The following is a 20551-nucleotide window of genomic DNA, read 5'->3' on the forward strand; positions in this document are numbered from 1 at the left end:
TTACGTCTTTCGACGTTGCCATCCCCCCGATACATGTCGGGGTTAGGCGGGATCAGGTTCTGTGTCTGGTTCCTGAGCTTTGAGGAAAGGAAGAAGAAGTAAGCCAACCGACGCTGCAACCAGAGTTACGACGCTGAAAAAGCCTTCCCAGCTATATTGCTCTATAACCAGAGATATCGGGTAACCAGCCAACGCTGCACCAAGATATCCAAACAGCCCGACAAATCCGGTAGAGGTTCCGGCTAGATCCTTGTGAGAGCATTCTGCCGCAGCCATTCCTATCATCATTTGTGGACCAAAAATAAAAAATCCGATAGCAAACAGACATCCGGATAGCACGTATAAGTTATCCAGAGGTGTTAACCATAGCGCTGCCACTGATATGAAAATTCCCAAAGCAAATATCAGATTCATTGGCGCCCGGTTTCCATGGAAGAAGCGGTCAGAGCCCCATCCACCAAATAGGGAACCCAAGAAACCACCCACTTCAAACATCGATACCGCAGTGTTCGCAGCCATAAGGCTCGTATTATGTCTCTCAACCAGATAGAGACTTGCCCAGTCATTGATTCCGATTCGAACCACATAAACCAGCATGTAAGAGCCGCACAACAGCCAGATGTATTTGTTGCCAAGAACGTAGGTTTTCACCTTTTCCCTGAACAGCAGACCTACGCCTTCTCTCTCCTGCTGTTTCTCCAGAGGATCATTCCGCCAGTCTCCAACTGTGGGTAGTCCCATGGTTCCGGGCTTGTCTCTAAGCCTTAAGAACAAGATTGCTCCTATCACGCAAGCTGTAGTTCCTGCAATATAGAACCCGAAACGCCAGCCCCACTGCATAGCTATAAAGCCAATAATGATAGGTAACAGGGCGCCGCTCATATTGATGCAGGTGTTCCAGACTGACCACCAGAAGCCACGCTCGGAGCGTGAGTACCAGGTGGTTAGTATCTTGGCGCATGCCGGCCAGCCCCAGCTCTGGAAGAACGCATTGAGCATCCAGAGCAGTACCATTACGGTCAGTGAGGAGCTCAGGCCAAACAGAATATTCACAATGCCTGAAGCGATAAGGCCAAGCCCCATAAAGTACTTAGGGTTGGACTGGTCACTGACCATAGCTGAGAGGAATTTTGATGTGCCGTAGGTGATGTAATACGTTGTTGCGATAACACCGATATCTGAATGTGTCAGCCCCAGATCATTTAACATGGCTGGCATCGTGAAATTCAGACTCTTTCGGGCAAAATAGAAAACACCGTATCCAACATACATCATCAACATCAGATGAATTCGCCAGTAGCGATATGTCGAGTCAATCTCTCTGCTGTCGGTAATCCTGCTCACAGGCTCCCTCACTTGCTGATGCCATGTTAGAAAAATAAAATTGAGAATGGATGAGATAGGTTTTTAGGCAAATAGGAAAAATTCCTAGTTTGGTGGTTTGCTATCCGACTTTGCAGGCAGGCTCACAATTACGCGGGTGCCATCTCGGTCTTCGACATTAAATTCACCACCAAGAGCAGTGACTCTTTCTTCAATACCGAGCAAGCCGGTTCCTTTTTTACGCCAATCGGACGGGATTCCAATACCATTGTCCCGATATTCAAGACGCAAGTGGCTACCCGGAAACAGAGTGATGTGAACCTCAGATGCACCTGCGTATTTAGTAGTGTTATTCAGTAGCTCCTGTATTACCCGATAGATAGTTACAGTGGTGACTTCGTCGAGTTGTTCAGTGCTCACTCCAATATTAATGACACAATCTATATCGCGCTCTTTAAACTTCATCTCTTGTGCCAGGTGTATTAAAGCGTTTTCTAAACCCAGTTCATCAAGGATTTGCGGGCGAAGTTGAGTAAGTAAGTGTCTGGTGGATGTATGTATCTTTAGCGCTAGATTGTTAATTGCATCTGAAATGTGTCTGGTTTGTTCTTCTTTGGCTGTTCGGTTTGCCAGTGTTGCCTGAATTTGAATAGCGGTAATGTTTTGACCTATCTCGTCATGAAGTTCTCTGGCGACAGATTTTCTTATATCTTCTTCGACATGAACTAGTTGTCTGGTGAGTTGTTGTTTTGTGTGTAGCTCCTGCTCCAGATTGCGGTTGAGCTGGTGCAGCTTTTCAGACAGAAGGTGTTGTCGGCTGATTGCAATACCTAGCCCAAGCCCAATTAAAGCCTGTGTCGTAATAAAAATATGCATCTCTTCAAAGCTGCTGAATGAACCGGTCACCTTTCTGGCTGCGGTAAGAAGCACGCTGTTCATCACAGCAGCCAATACGCCACCCTGCCAGCCGTACTTGTAAGCCATAAAGATATTAGGTAGTAGCACGATAATCAGCAGTAATGTCGTTAACTGTTCCTGAAAAACAGTCTCACTGATAAGGCCAATAACGAAGAAAGTTAATACCCATAAGTAAGCCGAAGGCCGAATGGTTACAGCCTTATGCACAAGCGTTGGAGACAAAGGAACCCAAACCTTGTGCATGATGTAATCATGTAAAAGATAAAAGAATGGAGCGAGAAGGATTCCGCCTGTTATTGCTGCTACAACACTACTATAGAGCACTCTATTACCCAGATAGAGTGGTTTGCTCAGCATAAAGAAAAGAAAGGAAATCAGCAGTGCGTTCGCAAGAACAAAACCCACAAGAGCCAGTAGTTGTTGCCAGTAAATCGTAAGCTGTTGCCACCTAAACTGAAAAGGTTTTAACATCAATGCAGTAGCGAAGGGGATTAAAAGTAATAGCAGATCGAATGGTACAAACTCTGTTGAAGAGGTAATGCCCAACCAAACCATAAACTCGCTGAGCAAGATGACCCACCAGAATTGCCCTGGTGTTAATAAAAGAGCAGCGATTCTCAGCCCTACAGGGAATAACAAAGCTGCATAGTGAATATCAGTAACCAAATATCCACTGATACTCCAGAGACAAAACCAGGTAATGGTATAGATTAGAAACAGAAAAGCGGATGAGAAAATACGATTTCCTGAAAAGTGGTTATCCTTCGTCATCAGGTAACAACTTATGCTGAATGGCAAAACGAATCAGGTCGACATTATTTGATAGCCCAAGTTTTCCAAGAATATTGGCTCTGTGTACATGTACGGTTTTATGGCTGAGTGATAGGTCGTATGCGACTTCTTTTACATCTTGTCCCTGAATCAGGTAGTCGAAGATCTGTTTTTCTCTTTTTGTTAGCTCAGATAACACGGCAGGTGGGGCGGAGGCATTACTAAGGTTAATAAGGGCGTCTGCGCATAGGTAGCGATTCCCGTTAGCGACGGTTCGTATTGCTGTAACTAACTCTCCAGGTCCACATCGTTTTGAAAGGTATCCTACTGCACCCGCATCAATTGCCTTGCTAACAAATGATGCGGAGTCGTAGATGCTGAGAATTATCGCTTTTAGATCTGGTTTCTTTTCACGTAGCCGCTCCAGAAGAGAAAGTCCGCTTTCATCTGGCATAGATATATCGATAACAGCAACATCTATTGTTGGAGAGCAAGACAAGGTACTGAAAGCTTCTTTAGCCGAGCTAAACTCACCTTCTACTCGGATATCAGACTCAACATTGAGCAGTTGGGCAAAGCCGGAGCGAACCATCACATGATCGTCTACTAACGCTACTGAAATCATTTTTTCGAACCTGGTTACATTTCATTTATATGAAGGTTTTATGATTTCAGATTGAAACTAATGATTCAATTATTGGCGATTAAGCTGTGATGGTGCTCTTAATTGTTATGTTTAGGGTGAATAAAATTAGCATTTTTAATTTATGGTTAAATATATATTGATCGTGTAACTGCATGGCAGCACAATGGAACCGGCGGTTGTCTTCAGTGGTTTTGGCTAGAGGTGTAATCGACTTTTAGCCGTCTATAGTTGATCGCCTGAATGTTATATGGAAGTTTAGGGTTATAAAGTGAAAAAATCTGCAATATTACTTAGTGCAATAATGTTAGTTTCAGGCTGTGAAATGACGCAGCGACAGAATGCTACGACTGGTGAGAGCGAGACTAACTCTACAACAACAGGTGCAATTATCGGCGCGGTTTCTGGTGCATTGGTTGGCTTAGCTACCGGTGACGATGCAGATGATCGCCGCAAGCGAGCAATCATCGGTGCGACTGCTGGTGGTGCGGTAGGTGCGGGTGTTGGTTACTACTTCGATCAGCAAGAGGCTGCATTGCGTGAAGAGCTACTTAACTCGGGTGTACAGGTTAAGCGAGTTGGTGAAGATCAACTGGTACTCGTTATGGAAAATGGGATTGGCTTCCAGACTGACTCTTCTATGCTTAATTCTTCAATCTATAACACGTTGAACGGTGTTGCAAAAATTCTTGTTGAGTATCCAGATACGCAGCTTCTAATCGAAGGACATACCGACAGCACGGGTAGTGAGGCATACAATCAGCAGCTTTCATTGAAGAGAGCTGGTTCAGTAAAAGATTACCTTCAGGGACAAAAGGTTGCCGCTGATCGCTTGTTTATTCAGGGAGTTGGTGAGTTGAAGCCTATCTGTGATAACAGCACTCCAGAAGGTCGCGCATGTAACAGACGAGTTGAAATTAATATCTACCCAGCAAGCAAGTAACGATTTTAATATCAAGTTAGCATTTAGCCCGGTTTGTGTTTGCTCAAACCGGGCTTTTTAGTTTTACGCTGTTGCACTTCTAAAAACTTGATATTGCTTCATTATGGGGCAATCGATTTGTCTCCTCCCTGCTATTCCTAAAGCTATACACTAATATTATTGATAATTCAGGAGAATGTATTGTTTTAACTACATTCTGTAAGGCTAATTCTTAATCCATATTTTCAGGCGTAAAGATTGCTTAACTATCTGGAATTTAAAAAATAATAAGGGAATTCATGTATAAAAAATCACTAATAACTGTCAGTGTGGCTCTCGCTTGTTTTTCTGCATTTGCAACAACTACGGGGGGCGATGTTGCAGATAGTGTCGCACCAGAGTTAACCAGTAAAGTTACCTCTAAACAGAGTGTGGAAGCAGAGAAATACATGGTTGCGGCAGCTAACCCACTTGCTGTTGAAGCAGGGTACGAGGTGCTAAAAAACGGAGGTTCGGCAGCAGATGCGCTGGTAGCCGTGCAAACTGTTCTTGGGCTAGTAGAGCCTCAATCATCTGGTTTGGGCGGTGGTGCGTTTCTTGTCTACTATGATGCGAAGAACAAAAAAATCACTACTTTCGATGGTCGAGAAACGGCTCCATTAGCGGCAAAACCTGAACTGTTTCAGGATGAAAATGGTAAACCTCTTAAGTTTTATGATGCCGTTGTCGGTGGTCGTTCGGTAGGCACACCGGGAACGGTTAAGCTGCTTGCAACTATGCATGAAAAGTACGGAGAGAAGGAGTGGTCAGAGTTACTGAAACCGGCGATGAGTCTGGCGGAAAACGGTTTTTCTGTATCTGAGCGTTTAGCTTCTTCAATCGAACGAGATAAAAAACGCCTTAGCCGTTATCCAGATACCAAAGCATATTTTTTCACTCCAGATGGAGAACCATTGAAAGAGGGCTCTTTGCTGGTGAATAAGGCATATGCAAAAACACTGGATACCTTAGCTAAAGAGGGAGAAGAGGCCTTTTACTCTGGGGTAATCGCTACAGATATCGTTAATAAGGTAACGGGAATCAGTGATAACCCAGGTTATCTGGCAATGGAAGATCTGGCTATTTATAAGGTAATAGAAAGAGAAGCTACATGCGGTAGCTATCACCAGTACGATATCTGCGGTATGGGTCCTCCGAGCTCAGGTGCTCTTACTGTAGGGCAGATTTTAGGGATTGTGAGTCATTTCGATTTGAAATCTATGGGGCCAAATAACCCAGAAGCCTGGCAGATAATAGGCGATGCTTCCAGATTGGCTTTTGCTGATCGGGGGCGCTATATGGCTGATTCCGATTTCGTACCAATGCCAGATGGCCTATTAGATGAAGCTTATCTTGAAAGTCGTGCAAAATTGATTTCGAAAGGAACTGCTCTGTCTGAGGTATCTCCTGGTAATCCACCATGGAGTAACCGTATGGCTTTAGCCGACGATCAATCGATTGAACTACCAAGTACTACACATATTGTTATTGTTGACGAGGCAGGCAATACCATCTCAATGACAAGTACTGTTGAAAATGGATTTGGCTCAAGGGTTATGAGTAATGGCTTTATCCTGAATAACGAGCTTACCGACTTCTCTTTTGCTTCTCATAAAAATGGTTACCCAATTGCCAACCGTGTTGAGCCGGGCAAGCGCCCTCGATCTTCGATGGCGCCAACAATCGTATTAGAAAACGATAAGCCATATATGGCGGTTGGTTCTCCTGGAGGTTCGAGAATCATTGGTTATGTAGCACAAACCCTTATTGCTCATTTTGATTGGGGTATGGATATTCAGGACGCTATCAATATGCCTCATCTAGTGAATCGATTTGGTACTTATGACCTGGAAGAAGGCACGGACGCAGTGAAGTTCAAAGAGCCACTTGAGAAAATGGGATTTAAGGTTAATGTTCGTGACCTAAATTCCGGCCTTCACGGAGTAGTATTTACCGGCAATAAACTCATTGGAGGAGCAGACCCTCGTAGAGAAGGAATAGCAATGGGAGAGTAATCTCAGCCATTATCTCCATTTTTGATCCATATTGACCGCATAATTCGTATCTATCCTGGTTACATCAACGTGACTAGGAAGATACTTTATGAATGCGACATATCTACAAGGTATTATCGATGCTGAATCAAAACTGGCTTTGCTAAATGGTGATGTAAGCAAGGTTTATAATTGGCTAAATCGAGAAGCGCAAATAATCGCCTCGGATTATAGGTGGTCTGACTGGTTAAACGGCGCACATGATTTTCTGGTGTTTCACCTTAAGAGGAATTTGCGGGTTTAGACAACTTATCTACCCCCCCACCCAAATATAACCTTTGCTATTAAAAATCTTACCAAATATAGCAAAATGGTCTTAAAACTCTCTGTAATGGTTATTTATCAACAGGTGATTTATTACTGTTGAGCAATGAGTTTAGCATACTCGATGAGGACGGTATTAGACCAACTTTTAAACCAAAAGGTTTGAAAACTTTATTCAATATGTCTGTTTTGTAGTTACCACGATCATTCTCTATATCTGAGAGGGTTTTACGGGACACATCTACGAGCTTTGCGTAAACATCTTGCTTTAAACCTAGCACATTGATTCGAAGCTCTTTTAATGCCTGCCCTTGAGTTAGTTCGCCAAACAATAGTTGTTTAACTATTTGATTTACTATCCTGCTGCGTTCGGCTGCTTTTGGAGGTAGAGTCTTTTTTGATGCCCTTTGAGAAGTGCGACTTCCTAGGTTAAAAGTATCAACCTTTACGTTGTCGTCGCTGTTTGTATTGTGGGGGCTAGAGACCTGTTTGCGATTATGTCGGAGACGATTAACGACATCATTTATAGACTCTTTGGATGACTTGTTGTTATTGCTCATAACAGCCCCCATTTTTTCAATTTTTCAGGAATATGATTTAATCCAATAGCTGGCATTTTAATGATCTGCTCTGGAACCCCACGAACAATCAGTCTTTCTTTAAGATCAAGACACTTTTCTGCGGTATCTTTAAGCTCGCTCAGTAAGAACTCACTCGGCACAAGGTCAGACAGTGATTCTGCAATACCGATAAAATTGTAAGTGCCTCCAACTTCTAGTGGGGCTTTCCATTTTGTAGTTCTTGGAATACCTTCTGGATCGGCTTTCATTGGAGCAAAATCGTAGATTGGGGCTAACTTAATATAACCATCACCTTTTAAGAATGAGGTGTTTCTACCGTGGTTGTCGCTATTGCCAAATAGGATGTTGAGTAAGTCTCTCTTTACCCACTCTACAACAAAGCTCTGAACATCAAAGTCATACCCTTGATTTTGCACCGTATGACTATGGGTGATTTTTTCAATTAACGTTCTAATCGTCGCTTCATGCTCTAGAGTAACACCCGCACCTTTATTCAGAATTGAGTAAACAGACTCTATTCCGAATTTTTCAATCTGTTGCTCTTCGTTAAAACGAATATCAAATCTAGGTAACCATAAAGAAGGGTAATTTAATCCTTCTTCTAATCGCATATTTTGGATTGGTATGGTATCAAAGCCCATAGCGGTGAGTTCGTGATAATAATGAAACTCAGCTCGAAGAATATTGCAGTCAACAATGCCTCTTGAGCCTCTAGGATACTTGACTAAATAGTGTAGATCTTGGTTGGTGTTATCATCTTGATAAGGATCGATCCATATATTATTTTGTTCAGTATTTCCTGTAAAGCAACGCAATACTAGTTTCGGTGCTTCACCTCCCGCTCCTGTTGCACCACCAGCAGCTGCTCCTCTTTGCTGAGCATAATCTAAAAAATCACTTGCGCGGTTTTTTACATCGTCTAAAGAAAAGTAGAGGGTATCGGACTCTTCATAGCGTTCTGGTAGAGAGTCTTTTACTCGCAAGTTGCCGATAGGCGACATTGTGCCAAATTTTAGTAAAACATAGTCTTGTTCATCAATTGAAAGATCTTCAATGTCTAGGTGTTTGACCCAATAGCGTCTGCTTGCTCCACTTGGCATGATGTCATCAAGAAAAGTTAGCCATCCAGGTCTCCCCATGTCGTCAAAGAAAAAAGATACAGGCAGGTTTATGGATACGGCGTGTAGGTCATCTTTTTCATGATGTTCTAATGCATAGTCTCCGAGGTAATTGAGTTCAGTCACTCGGAAGTTGTTCTGTTCACTTTTCGGAAATGAAATGACAGCAATGTCTAGCCATTCACCTTTGATAAAAGCCTGTATGTTTATTTCTTCCATCGAGGACTCCACTTTATCTATGAGTAGTATAATACTCATAATGATTGAATTTATCAATTAATGTGTAAATATTTACGCATTACTTGATAGGGAAGCCAGTGTGGGCTTCCAGTTTAGAGAGCAGCTCATTGTTCAAATTAGCATGGTAGTGCGGAGCATACAGTATTGCGTCGTGCTGATTAAGAGTTAGTTATTTCCATATGTGTTATGGGCAAAAATAGCCACTGTTCATGCTTTAAAAAATTTCATCGGTGATTGATTGGAAGACATATTTACCAATAATGATACTTTTACTACTCACTATTTTGATTTTTCTTTATTTATGTAACTTTAATTACTCATTAGTTAATTGAAGAGTTCGAGTCTGAGAAACAAAAGCTGGGAGTATCAGGTTCTGTTCACTTTTTAGGTGTGTTCATAAAAAATGAACAGGGGAAGTAAATGGCCACTTGACGCGTTTTTATCTCGAAGAGATTTAGCTAGCGTATAGGTGGGTATGGCGTTTAGGGCTGGTAGGTAGAAGCGGATATCTTTTATAGGGGATAATCTCAATTCTCAAACGCTCGATTAGTATAAGATAAATTCTGTGTTTTGTGATTCATAGTTGCTGAGCTGGCAGCTAACTATTATCAAGTAGAGAACACAAAGAGCAGGCACTCTTTGTGCTTTTTGTACACTACAATTACAGCTCAATTTCCGTAACGAGTGGTGCTTGCTCAAGGAAGTGCTCACACCGATCTATAACAACCTTACGATATCTTTCTAGATAAGCTAACTGTGAATCTGAGTTTGGAGCAACGAGAGATATCGCCTCATCAATATGGCTTATAATGCCATTTGCTATTTTGACTAGACTCTGCTGAAGCAGCTTCGGTGAAATATCACAATCGTCTGAAAATTCAATTAGTTGGTAAGCATTGATAGAGTCTGAGTCAAATTCGTCTCCAATTGCCATTGCTAGATCTTGCTCAAATTCAGGATACATTCGCACATTGACGAGATCGTAGAGTGGCGTTGGTGTTAAGCCTGAATTTTGGACAAAGAAACTGAAGTTTTTTCCATGAGCGTCTGCGTTATAAATACACAGATTGAATAGTGCCCAATTCAATACTGTGAGCTTTGCTGATAATGGATTCGTGCATAGTTCTGTTATCGAGAAGAGTCGACTGAAACTGACACCGTCACGGATATGGCTTACATCTCTTTGCTTACCTAAATTTCGCTCATACTTTCTGTCTACACCTAAGTTGCAGGCTTGGCAGGCATCGATCATGTGTCGTCTTTTGACACTTGTAGAGCTAAATAACTTGCGGTCGAATCTTTCGACAATCAATGCAGGGAACTGGTCAAAATATCGTAGCTCCACCTCAGCAACTTCCAGCCCAATTAGCTTTGCTAGCTTCATTGTTAAAAACTCATTGATGACGAGATGCTGTTGGTCATTTTTCTCGAATTTAACGATATGAGTTGAGCATAGTTCGCCTTCACCAAACCCTAAAGTTCCATCGATGGACAACATGTTAAGCTTAGACTGAACCCCCGCTACTGAGAGCCTAGGCCTTCCTTCCCAGATTTCCAAGTGCCAGAGTTCAGGGTCAGAAAGTTTTTTGATTAATTCACTATCACGGATTGGTTTAAAAGAAGTGTCAGTTTCATCTGAAGACACCCCCTCAAGTAGAAACATCATGGCACCTGACGTATCAGAGCCAATGCCTCCAATCTGTGCAAATACGTTTGAACGTGACACGCCCAGAAAGTCGATTAAGTAATCTAACCCTTTATTCTCAGGAAGTAAGTTCTGTAAGAATCTCCTGATATTTGTTGATGGTATATCAGTGTTAAATGGTAGGTGTGGAGATATTGGAAATCCGTTATTCAGCCAATCTTGTGAATAGGTGAGAGAGAGATCATCGCTTTCTTTATTTAGTGATAATTTACCGATGACTTGTTGGCTGTAGACAATATCAAGAGTGTATTGATTAGACCCAGACATCATTGTCACTCTCCTGCGATGAAGTACCTGAATCTTGCCACGGCAGTATCGATATCTTTATTCCTAGAGCAGAAATAACCTTCATAAGAGATGTCAATTTAATATCAGAGCTGCCTTGCTCAATCTTTATGTAAGTCTGCTTTGACACGCCACAAAGCAGTGCAGCATCTTGCTGGGTCACTTTACTTTGAGTTCTTTTAGCTCGCACTACTTCACCTAGTAGTGTTGGTGTGAATGCTTGGCTGAGATCTGGTGATGGTATTGCTTTTACTTTTTTAGCCATAAATCCCCACTTAATAATGCTTTAAAGTCTGTCATAGTAGACTTTTAAGTGTTTTAGATAGTGATTTTTTATAAAAGTCCATCATAGTTAACTTTTAATATGTAACGGATAGGATTAACCTTAAAAGTCTACCATAGTCATCTTTTATGCTTTAGTCTGAACTATATCATTAAAAGTCTAGTTTAGGGTACTTTATGTCTTGTGCGAGTAATAGATAACTCAAAGCCATACCTTATGAGACTGTATCTAAAGTTGTCTCAAAAGTATTGACTTTTAGTTTTGATACATGCAATCCTGTAAGTGTTAAGAGGTTTTGAGACAGTAAAGAGGTAGGTATGGCACACGTTGGATATATCCGAGTGAGTACAGCAGAGCAGTCCACCAGCAGACAATTAGCTGATGTGCAGTTAGATAAGGTGTTCGAGGAAAAGGTATCAGCCAAGACAGTAGACAGACCACAGCTACAAGCATGCTTGGATTATGTCAGGGATGGTGATGTGCTGCACGTGCATAGCCTTGATAGGATTTGCCGAAGTGGTGCCGGTGATGCTGTGGCGCTGGTGGAGCAGATGAACGAGAAAGGCGTGTCCGTTCAGTTTCATAAGGAAGGTATGCGGTTCGATGGTTCCATGAGTGCAGCACAAAAAGGTGTGCTTGGGATACTGGCAGCAGTGGCACAGATGGAACGTGAACTGATTAAAGAACGTCAGGCTGAGGGCATAGCGGCAGCCAAGGCAGCAGGTAAGCATATCGGTAGACCAAAGGCTCAAGTCACGAAAGAAGATATTCAGAGGCTATTGGATACTGGTGTATCAAAAGCACAGGCAGCAAAGGAATTGGGTATTGGTAGAGCCACGCTGTATAGGTTACTCAATTGAGTGAACAGACTTTCGCTAATCTGTTTGGAAGTATATAAAATAGTATGCATTCTCTTCCTATGGAGTTGCTGGTGTATGTTTAAGAGTTTACTTCTGAGCCTATTGCTGAAACATGCCTTAAAAAAGCATGAATTAAAACAAGAATTACCTATCAAAAAGGGAACGGATGCCTACATTGTTTACGTTACTGTTAACAATACAGAATACCTTGCTAAAGCAGTTGCCCGAAACTCAAAGCTATATGTCTATAACAAAAATGATAATGATGAAGAGTGGCAGGATACAGGGCATTGGGTTTATCTTGCAGATATAGAGCAAATGGAAATCCATCACTTCTATGGCGTAGAGCGATATTGCTATAAGAACAAAAAAGATTTCATTAGGCATACTGTCACAAGGAGGGCATCTAGAGATGCTTTGCTTAAGTCTCAGGTTATGTGTTGGTTAGCCAGTCGCCGTAAAGTAAAACTACCTACTAGATTGGACGTATTAACTGCTATGAATGAAGATATACCGGATACCCCTGTGCAGCGGGTGACTCCCTCGGAAGTGTTCAAAAAGATTTATGGGTACAAGTGGTATCTGCAAGCCCACGAAAAAGCATTAACGTACAAGGTCGAACAAATCTTCCAGTCATTCTGTGATTCTGGAGAGATGGATAAAGTACCTGATTCAAATATATATTATACAGTGAACGGTAAAGCCCTAGTTACCTTAGAGCACTTAAGTGAAGAGAAGGCTAGAAATGATAGAGCCGAGAGTTATTCAAAGTGGATGATGTGCTTAACTTTGGTACTGGTTATAACAGGCTTATTTCAAGCAGGGCTTATAAAGACGACTTACTTTTCTGATATCGATTGGTTAATGGAGTTGTTACACGATTATATAGAACTTTCAAAGGAGTGGATTAGAACTGTGGAGTGCTATGCTGTGGCACTTTAGTGTGGCACTTCGTAGATAAAAGAAAACGGCGTACTTTCGAAGTGCGCTAAGGCATTGAAAATACACCGTTTACTCATGCAATGGGCTGGCGGGAGTTGAAATGGTTTCTCACTTTTCATAAATTCAGTAACTTATAACGATGTTACCAATTTGGTGTTGCATCAAATGTTACATCAATTTCCTGCTTAAAAAGGAACTGAACCCGCGTCCATGTATTCCTAAATCATTTAAAAATACTAGCTTGTTATAGCAATTCAATCTAAATAAATAGGGCTGATACTGAGCATTTTACCCATCCTCACCATCCATTAATAGCGATTTTAACGCATCGGGAGAAGAAGGGAGTAGTCCGACTTTTAAGCCAAATGGTTTGAATACCTTGTTGAGAATCTCTGTATTGTAGCTGCCCCGATCATTCTCTATATCTGAGAGTGTTTTTCTTGAAACACCGACGAGTTTTGCGAACACATCCTGTTTGAGTCCCAGTATATTAATACGTAAATATTTCAACGCTTGACCTTGCGTAAGTTTACCAAGCAAGAGTTGCTTGATGGTTTTGCTTGCCTCGGTTTTGCGTTCTGATGGACGAGTGGAGGGGGCGATTTTTGAGACTCTCTGATTTATTGAAGTTTTGGGCGATGTATTAACGACATATCTCTCTGATATCTCGTGAGGTGCATCTCGATTGGCCCTTAAACGAGCTATGACTTCTTCTACAGACTCTCTTTTTTCTGGAGCACTTTTATTCATAGCAGCCTCGCTTCATCAGATCCTCTAAAGCTTATGAATTAGTTATTAATGTTATGAGTAAAAAATTACTCATAACATTGATTCTTAGATGTTAATGAGTATTTTCTTACTCACTTAGCTTTTATCTAGATCTCTGAGGTGATCAAGTAAGTATTCTGTGTAGTAAAGCGGCATCACGATGTGCTCCTTCTCTGTTGCTGGAGAGCCTTGAGTACCTGTAAGTTTGATTGTCTTGTGGGGGTTGCACTTCTCGATGTAGGATTGCAATGATTTCGCACGGGTTCGCTTACCACTCTTTACTTCTACAGGCACAATTCGACCTAGGTCATCAGCGATAATGAACTCTATCTCTGCTCTTGCGTCTCCCCAAGAGAAACTTGGTTCAATACCTAGCGCAGCGATTTCCTGTTGAACATAGTTTTCGGCGACATATCCCTTGTATTCATAGCCTTGCTGTTTGATTTCACGGTAACCAGTGCCGAGCATATGGTTCAATAGCCCGACATCAAAGAGAAACAGTTTAACCGTATTTTCCTTCTGATAAGCAGCTAAAGGAGAACGAGGCTGTCCTTCAATAGGATGATTTTTTAAAGCAAGCCGACACTTGTGAAGCCATGTGATCGCACTTTCATACTCAGCATAGCGAGACTTGCGTTCGTGAACTCCCTTGAATTTAAACCGTTTAACGGAGTCGTCGAATACCGAAGATAGTTGAGCGGGAATGCTTCGAAATACTGATTCGATTAGCTGTGCATCCACTTTTCCAGAGTACTTTCCGAAATCACGCATGTAGCCCTCAATTAAGTTCCTATGGACTTCAGACACGGCTTCAATGCGTTCAATAATACTGAGTTCTGAGTTTTCGAACCATGAGTTTACGGCTTCAGGCATGCCGCCAACAAAATAATAGTCGGTCAGTAGTTCGATTAATTTTGTATGAGCTGCTGGAGAATTCAGCTTTTGGTCAAATGCTTTTTGCAGTGCTTTTTCTCCAGATGCCCACAAGAATTCCCTGAAAGTCAGTGGCCTTAAATTGTGTTGCTCAACTTTTCCAACGGGAAAGGACGTGAGCAATCCGATATTTGAACCACTAGCAGCAACATAAGCTTTGGGAGCCTTTTCTGCAAAGTACTTAAGAGAGGTGACCGCTCTTGGACATTCACCAATTTCATCTAAAATAAGAAGATCTGTCGATGGTTCGAAGATTTCTCCTGTTAAGAGTTCAATGTTGGTGATGATGTCATCAGGGTTTAGAGAGCCTGAAAAGGCTTCCATTAACTCAGGGCTTTCTAGAAAATCGATTCTTAGGACATTTTCGAATGTACTTCCTAATAGTTCCTGCAATAGGAATGTTTTACCAGTTTGTCTAGCACCGTCAATCAGCAAAGGCTTCCTTGTCGGCTTGTCTTTCCAGGTGAGTAGGTTTTCAAGTAGTGTTCGTTTCATCTAGCCACCTCAGTTAAAGTGCTTATCTGGTCGATTGTTTATTACATAAAAATGCGCAATAAAATGCAAGCGTTAACATTTAAATGCGCATAAAAATGTATTAAATAACACTTTTATGCGCGTAAAAGTGTTATGTGTGTATTTGTGCGAATGATAGTGTTGGGATTGTGAAGGGAGGTGATGAATCTATGCATCATTTCTGATTGGTTGCTTGGCAAGGTGATCAATTATCGCAGCGAGAAAGCCCTAACGGACTTTCAGATGCCGAAGTTTCTTGCTGTCTAGCTCTTATAGGTAATAAGCTTTATTAGTAAGTAATCCACTAGTTAATAAGCTGACAGAACCCTTGGGGTTAGAAATGAATGTGGTACTACCGTCAGCGATCACTTTCTCTACAGCATCATGTTGATGCCCTGCAACCCAATACCTAGCTCTTGAGATCAACTCATTACTCAACCCTGCATGATAATACGGAGCATAATCGTTGCTGGCATTTTGCTCGAAAGCAAAAGCTTCTTTAGATGGAAGGTGGTGAGATATTGCTATATCAACTTTCTCTGGAAAGTTGTTAATGAATGCTTTGTGCTGCTCTTCAATCATTTGATGGCTGATGTACTTTGTATCATTCATCAGTTCTGAGTACGCATCAATCAGTGTAGACGAGTATGTGTGAATAGGAAACCAAAGAGTTCCCCCATAAATGCTATATCCATGTAAATCAATTGACTCATTATTCAAAAAGAACAGGTTTTCAGTTGTATCACTATGAGCCTTAAGCTTGGCTAGTACGGAACCCCTAGAATCTTTGAGAACGTCAGAGTTAGCACTAGATTTGCACCCAACGGACGTACTTCTATGGCGGTAGGATTTACTCTTATTGCTATACCATTCATGGTTTCCTGCAATCATTATCACAGTCTTAAAGTGGCGGCAAAGTACATTCTTCACATACGCCATGCCTAAGAGGCCGTTCGCTGTGTCACCTGCAACGACTAAAGTGGCTTCGTTATCGAAGCTATACCAGAAATCACGGCGTATTCCGTGAATGTCGAGATGCAGATCGGAAACAACGTAAAACTTCAAACTATCATGACCTTAGAGTTGATTGACTTCTCCATGGTACAGGGTTTTTTTAGATTAGAGAAGTGAGCACATACGCTAAGTGCTTTAACATCAGTAGCTTAAAGTGAAACCTCCATGGAAGACAATGATTGGACGCTTTGTTTGATTTTTCGGCACTAAGATTTAGACACTAACTTTTAGTGTCTAAATCTTAGTGGTTTATAACTGTCTGAAATTAATCGTTTTTATTGTAAACAGTTAAGATTTTTTGCTGAGGAAACTTCTCAGAGGCTGGCGAGAGTGTAATTGTGCTACAGCCGTGAATAGCCACCGACTTTATAGACATGCTTCGGTTAGACTCGTTTACTTGGTTTTATACAATTCAACTTATCCGAAGTGCACGATTTTGATCACCAACTATAACTCGTTTGTGCCCCAAAGTCGTTTAAAGTGAGCACTCTATACGACTGAGGCAGTATGTGTTTGCCCTACTAAAAGTTATCCATTGCCCTAATCCTGTTAGCTGAATCCCCGTGATGTATCACGGGGGATATTCAACCAAGCATTCGTCTATAGCTAAACTTGTTCTAAGATCTTGTTCAGCAACAGTAACTCCCTATTAGCTCGCTCAAGGCGGTCTCTGCAATTTTGAACAAGCTTCTGATCAGCATTATCTACAAACCCTTGATTTGCTAATTGACGGGTAGTTTGTTCCCTGATTCTTTCATGTTCTGCTTTTTCACTATTCAACTTCTCGACAGTTTGCTCTTGATTTAACTGAGCCTCTAATACCCATAACTTCTCATAGATAGTCTGAACTTCTAAGCTAGTTGTTGCATGAGAAAAGTTATAGTTATACTCATCAAACGCGTGATGTTCTTGATTCTGACCACCCCAGTTTATTAGATCGTTTTTCAGGTAGTTAAAGGTGCCGACATTACCGTTCAATGATTTCGCAAACTCGCGATAAGTTTCCTCTAAGCTGATTTCCAACCAATTGTCTTTTTTGAGTTGTCTGCTAGAAAATGTTGTCGTTATTTCGATTTGATTTCTAACACAATACTCATTGACCATAGTCTCAAACCAAATTCGTGAGTAGACCAGTGCTTGACGAATGTCGTATACCTCAAGTGCTTCTTTAACCTTTTGAGAGTAATTCACACCGAAGTTTTGTATAACTATCCCCTTTGGTGTCGATTTCAATATTTGACTTGAAAATGTGTCCGCATCAGTTGCTCTTTTATGTCTGTTCGAAATCTTCTCCCAGAACATTCTGTCATGCGTTGTAATTATTCTTTGAACTGTTTTTAGGTAAACATCATCACTAAACATATCTATAATATTTGACCTATGTTCAGTATCAATTGCATTGACTACATCATCGAAAACAATCACTGGATGACTGTTTTTCTTTGCTACAGATAAGAGTAAGGCAAGTCCTAACCCTCTGAGGTGTCCTTCACTTAACACACAAAACGCGTCATCTTCACTACCATCTTGCATCTTAAGAATAATTCTATATGTTCCGCCTTTTTGCTGAAATTTGACTTCCGACACTAGTTCATTCGGGTTGTCATGCTTATTGATTTGGTTGTAATAGCTCAGTGTTGATAGTTCTATTCCATTTATATTTGTAGACTCTATTCCTTGCTTGTACTCATTAAGTTTTGAAAATAATTTCTTGTAACTATCTTCAAGCTGCTTTGCAAAGTCGTTAAACTTCTCGTCAAGCACTATTTGAATCGCATGAATTTTACTTTGTTCAAAAAGACGAATTATTTCTTTTTGTGTTTCCAGTAATAGCTCAGATTTCGCCTCAATATTTGTTTCAAAAACTGTAGCAGAATCGAGTTTTTTCTCGATGTCGTGAATTTTAGCGTTAAGAGACTCGAGGCGTTTAGCTTGATTTGCTACTCTCTTGTTTCTTGCTCTAATATCATCATTCAGTTTTTCAATTTCAGTTGAGAACCCGTATAGTGCCGATAACTGTTTTAAATACTCGGCTGGATTAGATGTGTCTGACGATAAAACATTGTTGATAGCTGAAACCAAGCCTTTCGTTAGGGTATCTCGGTGTAGCTCTAGGCACGTTTGTATATAAGCGACGGAAACAGCTATTCGTTCTTTTAATTGGTGCTCTATCTTTTCGCAGGTTATGGATAATTGCTCTAAAAACGCTAGCTTTGGTAGCTCGTCTTCAACTACTTTTTGTGGATGTTTTCGAACCTCTTTAATAGGCGTTTCACAAGTTGGGCAGATTTCAATTTCGGACATATCACCGAAGTTTTTCATAGCCTTATACAAATCTTTGTAGTTAACTTTACTAGCGTTGTTTGCTAAGACTTTTCTTCTACTTGCTGACAAATCAATTAACCAAGTGATTGACTCGATATATTTAGCTAAGGAGTTTAGCTGAACTTCTTCACTAGTAACTTCAAATTTCTGAGTACTTAGCATTAGGTGTTTTTTCAACCTATCGAAGTAATTCTTCCTTGTTACTATATGAGCATGTTCATATCTTTCTAATCCAAATAGTTCAGCTAAGAGCTGCTGCTCTTTTTGGATTTCGTCGTTCTTTGTTTTTCTCAAGCGCCTTTTTTCAGCGAGTTGTTGGGTCACATCTTCATAACTGTCTTGACCAGACGTTCTAAAAAACTCAGCCGCTTTGAATGAAGCTGGCTTAACCATTCCATTTACAATGTCGTCAATTTCTTCAAGCTCAAACAATGTAGCCAGAACATCCGCTTGTCTGACGTTCGTATCCTTCGAACCCAATAGTGAGAATTCTTGTAGTCTGTTTCTATCAATAAAGCAGCTATTCCAAAAGGGGGATTGGGAGACGGTTCCATTAACCAATTTGCAGTTAATGCTTGGTGCCCCACCATTCTTTATGTAGCTTTTTAATGGTGTATTTCTTCTACTCGCTTCTTTTACGTTATTAGTAAGGCTATATTCTATAGCTTCACATAATGATGTTTTGCCTCCACCGTTTGGTGCAAAAAAGACATTAACACCCTTGCTAAATGGGATTAACGTCCCTTCATCATTGTCGTTAAGTGAAGAAAACCCTCTAAAGTTTTTGACTTGTATTGATTTCAAAGGTGTCAGGACTAAATTGGAGTCATCACGTGCTAAAGCCATATTTTGATCTACAATTCGCCTGTACCTTTCTACATTCTTTTTCACTCTTCTCTTTATCTTATCTATGTCACCAAGCTCCGAAAAAATCACTTTTGTCAGTTTCTTGTCTTTTTGATTTTTAATGAGGGACAATAGATATAGATAAGAGACATCATCATCTAGAATCTGACTTTTTAGAAAATTATTTAAATGATAACTCATGAAAGGTACACCTGTGCAACTGGTTGTAAAGGAATGCTACCATTTATAGTAACTGCATGTTACCCAAAGTTTTATTCTTAAACCGTTAGATTGATCTATGTAGTTGTCAGAGTGTTTTGAAAAAAGCGAACTTAATGAGATCTGCTTCTTTCCCCTTGATATGAACAAATCGGAGTAGTTAACGGCTTTCCATATCTGTAGTTATCCATGAATGTCTAATTTAGGAAAGTCACTGACAAGCTTTTGTCCAAAAGTGAGTTGTGTGTGTGGTTTTTGGGAGTGCCAGCATCTGCCTACTTGTGATTCGTCACTATTAAGTGCGTGTTTCTTCCAACCCTTTTCAAATCTCGAATCGCAGCTTCTTTTTTCGCAATTCGCAGAGGCCGATCTGAAGTTATAGTATTGTTGATAATATCAATAGCATCACGCTTCGTATGTGTGAACTCGATAACGCCGTAAGGTGTCTTAAACTCTCCCTTGCGTCCAGTCGTCATGATCGTAATTCGATCAAGCATTACTTGGGAAATAACACTGTATTCCGAGAGTGCCGATTCTAGAGAGATGTAGTTGTACTCTCCTCGTCGCAAGCATTTAGCAATGTATTCAATGGTATAACCGTCCTTATGACGACTGTATGAGAATACATAAACCCCGTTGCACACCCGCTCTAGTACTCCAGCTTTCACCAAACGAGGTAAACTTTGCTGGAATGCTGTAAGTGAATCATCAAAAAATAACCTCCCGAGGTCACTTTTTCGATAAACGTGTATGCCTCGCTTGTCAAACTTATACAGACGCTCCAAAGCGGTCTTAATCTTCACTTCAATACTTATAAGTAGTCATAAAAAGTAAGTTTAGCATATATTTTTGTCTACTTGTGATTGAGGCTAAAGCACATCGGTAGTCGCTGATAGCCTAGTGATTCCTGACTTGTTTTTCCGAGTTAGGATCCTAACTCGGAATTTTTGGGATGAATATGGTTACTTTGAGACTAGGGGAAATA

17 protein-coding genes are annotated in these 20551 nt (G+C 40.9%); 5 read left to right on the top strand and 12 right to left on the bottom strand.

Annotated elements, in window-relative coordinates; genetic code table 11:
- Positions 1-42: 42 nt before the first annotated feature.
- From uhpC to P7F88_RS14715, 3 genes are all read right to left on the bottom strand, one after another.
- Positions 43-1356, bottom strand: coding sequence for an MFS transporter family glucose-6-phosphate receptor UhpC (gene uhpC / locus P7F88_RS14705; RefSeq protein ID WP_422128006.1), 1314 nt, complete (start codon positions 1354-1356; stop codon positions 43-45).
- Positions 1357-1428: 72 nt separating this feature from the next.
- Positions 1429-3012 (bottom strand): signal transduction histidine-protein kinase/phosphatase UhpB, encoded by a 1584-nt coding sequence (gene uhpB, locus P7F88_RS14710; RefSeq protein ID WP_277825928.1) that lies wholly within the window; start codon positions 3010-3012, stop codon positions 1429-1431.
- Positions 2999-3637 carry a response regulator gene (locus P7F88_RS14715; RefSeq protein WP_277825930.1) on the bottom strand — a complete coding sequence of 213 codons (639 nt, stop codon included), beginning with the start codon at positions 3635-3637 and terminating at the stop codon, positions 2999-3001. Before P7F88_RS14715 ends, uhpB begins: the two co-directional genes overlap by 14 nt.
- A gap of 289 nt (positions 3638-3926) precedes the next feature.
- Between P7F88_RS14715 and P7F88_RS14720 the strand changes: the two genes are divergently transcribed.
- The 3 genes from P7F88_RS14720 to P7F88_RS14730 all read left to right on the top strand — a co-directional run bounded on the left by P7F88_RS14720 (position 3927) and on the right by P7F88_RS14730 (position 6914).
- Positions 3927-4598: a YiaD family glycine zipper/OmpA-like lipoprotein gene (locus P7F88_RS14720; protein ID WP_277825932.1), complete on the top strand. Its 672-nt coding sequence runs from the start codon at positions 3927-3929 to the stop codon at positions 4596-4598.
- A 278-nt stretch (positions 4599-4876) separates the two neighbouring features.
- Positions 4877-6631: a gamma-glutamyltransferase gene (gene ggt / locus P7F88_RS14725; protein WP_277825934.1), complete on the top strand. Its 1755-nt coding sequence runs from the start codon at positions 4877-4879 to the stop codon at positions 6629-6631.
- 88 nt (positions 6632-6719) lie between these two features.
- Positions 6720-6914 carry a hypothetical protein gene (locus P7F88_RS14730; RefSeq protein WP_277825936.1) on the top strand — a complete coding sequence of 65 codons (195 nt, stop codon included), beginning with the start codon at positions 6720-6722 and terminating at the stop codon, positions 6912-6914.
- A gap of 91 nt (positions 6915-7005) precedes the next feature.
- Here the strand turns inward: P7F88_RS14730 and P7F88_RS14735 are convergent, their stop codons facing one another.
- The 4 genes from P7F88_RS14735 to P7F88_RS14750 all read right to left on the bottom strand — a co-directional run bounded on the left by P7F88_RS14735 (position 7006) and on the right by P7F88_RS14750 (position 11128).
- The gene (locus P7F88_RS14735) at positions 7006-7506 is read right to left on the bottom strand and encodes a helix-turn-helix transcriptional regulator (RefSeq protein ID WP_277825938.1); all 501 of its coding nucleotides are present in this window, start codon (positions 7504-7506) and stop codon (positions 7006-7008) included.
- Positions 7491-8852: a type II toxin-antitoxin system HipA family toxin gene (locus P7F88_RS14740; RefSeq protein ID WP_277825940.1), complete on the bottom strand. Its 1362-nt coding sequence runs from the start codon at positions 8850-8852 to the stop codon at positions 7491-7493. Before P7F88_RS14740 ends, P7F88_RS14735 begins: the two co-directional genes overlap by 16 nt.
- A 682-nt stretch (positions 8853-9534) precedes the next feature.
- On the bottom strand, positions 9535-10848 hold the full coding sequence (locus tag P7F88_RS14745) for a HipA domain-containing protein (protein WP_277825942.1): 1314 nt from the start codon (positions 10846-10848) through the stop codon (positions 9535-9537).
- Positions 10832-11128 (bottom strand): helix-turn-helix domain-containing protein, encoded by a 297-nt coding sequence (locus P7F88_RS14750; RefSeq protein ID WP_078754421.1) that lies wholly within the window; start codon positions 11126-11128, stop codon positions 10832-10834. Before P7F88_RS14750 ends, P7F88_RS14745 begins: the two co-directional genes overlap by 17 nt.
- A gap of 335 nt (positions 11129-11463) precedes the next feature.
- Between P7F88_RS14750 and P7F88_RS14755 the strand changes: the two genes are divergently transcribed.
- Together P7F88_RS14755 and P7F88_RS14760 are read left to right on the top strand one after the other, a co-directional pair.
- Positions 11464-12006: a recombinase family protein gene (locus P7F88_RS14755; protein ID WP_277825944.1), complete on the top strand. Its 543-nt coding sequence runs from the start codon at positions 11464-11466 to the stop codon at positions 12004-12006.
- A gap of 75 nt (positions 12007-12081) precedes the next feature.
- Positions 12082-12948 (top strand): hypothetical protein, encoded by an 867-nt coding sequence (locus P7F88_RS14760; protein WP_277825946.1) that lies wholly within the window; start codon positions 12082-12084, stop codon positions 12946-12948.
- Between the two features lie 288 nt (positions 12949-13236).
- Here the strand turns inward: P7F88_RS14760 and P7F88_RS14765 are convergent, their stop codons facing one another.
- The 5 genes from P7F88_RS14765 to abiEi form a co-directional block, all read right to left on the bottom strand.
- A complete protein-coding gene (locus P7F88_RS14765; protein WP_025795024.1) occupies positions 13237-13698 on the bottom strand; it encodes a helix-turn-helix transcriptional regulator in 462 nt (153 codons plus the stop codon).
- A 114-nt stretch (positions 13699-13812) separates the two neighbouring features.
- Positions 13813-15144: an ATP-binding protein gene (locus P7F88_RS14770; protein WP_031415399.1), complete on the bottom strand. Its 1332-nt coding sequence runs from the start codon at positions 15142-15144 to the stop codon at positions 13813-13815.
- Positions 15145-15432: 288 nt separating this feature from the next.
- Positions 15433-16227, bottom strand: coding sequence for a metallophosphoesterase (locus tag P7F88_RS14775; protein ID WP_031415402.1), 795 nt, complete (start codon positions 16225-16227; stop codon positions 15433-15435).
- A gap of 555 nt (positions 16228-16782) precedes the next feature.
- A complete protein-coding gene (locus P7F88_RS14780; RefSeq protein WP_031415409.1) occupies positions 16783-19548 on the bottom strand; it encodes an AAA family ATPase in 2766 nt (921 codons plus the stop codon).
- A gap of 293 nt (positions 19549-19841) precedes the next feature.
- Complete coding sequence (gene abiEi / locus P7F88_RS14785) at positions 19842-20369, bottom strand: type IV toxin-antitoxin system AbiEi family antitoxin (protein ID WP_277825948.1); 528 nt, start codon at positions 20367-20369, stop codon at positions 19842-19844.
- Positions 20370-20551 lie beyond the last annotated feature (182 nt).

Source organism: Vibrio hannami (genome assembly GCF_029589055.1).
Taxonomy (GTDB): Bacteria; Pseudomonadota; Gammaproteobacteria; order Enterobacterales; family Vibrionaceae; genus Vibrio; species Vibrio hannami.